Source organism: Mycobacterium sp. E3251 (genome assembly GCF_001666835.1).
In the GTDB taxonomy this organism is placed as follows: Bacteria; Actinomycetota; Actinomycetes; order Mycobacteriales; family Mycobacteriaceae; genus Mycobacterium.
Genome location: NZ_LZJF01000202.1, coordinates 1 through 1,532, shown reverse-complemented (window position 1 = coordinate 1,532; position 1,532 = coordinate 1). Strand labels below are relative to the sequence as shown.

At 65.4% G+C, this 1,532-nt stretch carries 2 protein-coding genes and 1 pseudogene; all 3 read left to right on the top strand.

Annotated features, from left to right (window positions below; genetic code table 11):
• Positions 1-443 (top strand): PE/PPE C-terminal domain-containing protein (locus tag A5697_RS26520; RefSeq protein ID WP_197501125.1); only part of this gene is annotated, 443 nt, incomplete at its 5' end.
• A 401-nt stretch (positions 444-844) separates the two neighbouring features.
• Positions 845-1,144 (top strand): PE family protein, encoded by a 300-nt coding sequence (locus A5697_RS26515; RefSeq protein ID WP_066957025.1) that lies wholly within the window; start codon positions 845-847, stop codon positions 1,142-1,144.
• A gap of 284 nt (positions 1,145-1,428) precedes the next feature.
• Positions 1,429-1,532: pseudogene (locus tag A5697_RS26510) on the top strand (WXG100 family type VII secretion target); the annotation flags it as partial.

Sequence of the window (1,532 nt, the reverse complement as noted above, 5' to 3'; positions counted from 1 at the left end):
GCTTGTTCTATAACACCGAGGGTCTGCCGTACTTCAGTACCGGTATGGCCAACACCTTCACCCAGATCTCCAAGACGGTGGGGTTGATCGGTGGCGCGGCTCCCGCGGCGGCCAAGGCCCTGCCCGGCCTGGGTGGACTCGGTGGTCTGCTCGGCGGCGGTGCCGGTGCGGTGCACCCGGCGGCGGCCATCGGCGGCGCGGCCTCCCTCGGGGGCAAGCTGTCGGTACCGGTGGCCTGGACCGGCGGCCCGGCCGTGCCGGCCATGGGCCACACCGCCATCCCGGTCAGCGCCATCAGCGCCGCCCCCGAAGGAGCCGGGGGACCGGGCAACCTGCTCGGCGGCATGCCCCTGGCCGGTATGGGCTCTGGCACCCACGCCGGCGCCGGACCCCGATACGGATTCCGCCCCACCGTCATGGCCCGACCCCCCTTCGCCGGCTGATCAGCACCGCGTAACCGGCGTGGGTGTCGAAAGGACCTAATGCCTCTACTCAAGGGACTCAAAACCCTTTCGGAGAGCCCTGGGTCGTCGGGATGCTGTGGGCGGTCCCGCCCGCGCGGAAGGAGTTTGCGAGCAACGAGATCTTATTGCGAACTGCGGTGCCACAGCGGCTGGGCAAGGTCCACCAGCAACTTTGCCTGCCGACTCTGTCACAGTTTGCTGTGACGCTACTGCAAGGTGCTGCGATCCAGGTCAGACGCTGTTACTGTGTCGTTACCAAAAATGAATTCGCCGTACCGTCAAGTGAACAGTTGCAAACAGGCGGCTTCCGAAAGAGCTTCGGAGGTCGCGGTCATCTACTCTCTGCAGAGTCGGGGATTGAACTTAGGAGGGAACCAAGTATGTCGTTCGTGACCACACAGCCCGAGGCTCTGGCTGCGGCGGCCGGAAACTTGCAGGCCATTGGCTCAACGTTGAGCGCTCAGAACGCGGCTGCCGCCGCCCCTACGACCGGGGTGGTGCCCGCCGCTGCCGACGAGGTGTCGGCGCTGACTGCGGCGCAGTTCGCGGCGCACGCGCAGATGTACCAGGCGGTCAGCGCGCAGGCCGCCGCCATTCACGAGGCGTTCGTGAACACGCTGTCGACCAGTTCTGGCTCGTACGCTGCGACCGAGGCAATCAACGCAGCTGCCACGGGCTAGTCGGTTGGCGGTTGATGGTCTGGGACAAGGCGTCTCGACGTGGAATCCCACCTCACCGCCCAGCTACCGATGATCTCGGGGGCTGACGGCCGGACAACTCAAACGCCGGAGTTCGGGTTTGACGTCCGTCTCACCGTGTTAGAGCAACCGGTGGCCGCCGGCTGACGGGAAGGGGGGATCATCCTTTTGCATTCGGCTCGGCGGCTCGCCAGCGCGTGACCGGTCCGGCCAGCGTCGTAACCACAGCAAGTATCTGAGTACTCACTTAAAAAGGAGACAGCCACATGGCAACACGTTTTATGACTGACCCGCACGAAATGCGGGCGATGGCGGGCCGCTTCGAGGTGCACGCCCAGACGGTTGAGGACGAGGCTCGCAAGATGTGGGC

Coding starts and splice junctions, on each gene's coding strand:
- A5697_RS26515 (WP_066957025.1), top strand. CDS start 845: ATGTCGTTCGTGACCACACAGCCCGAGGCTCTGGCTGCGGCGGCCGGA.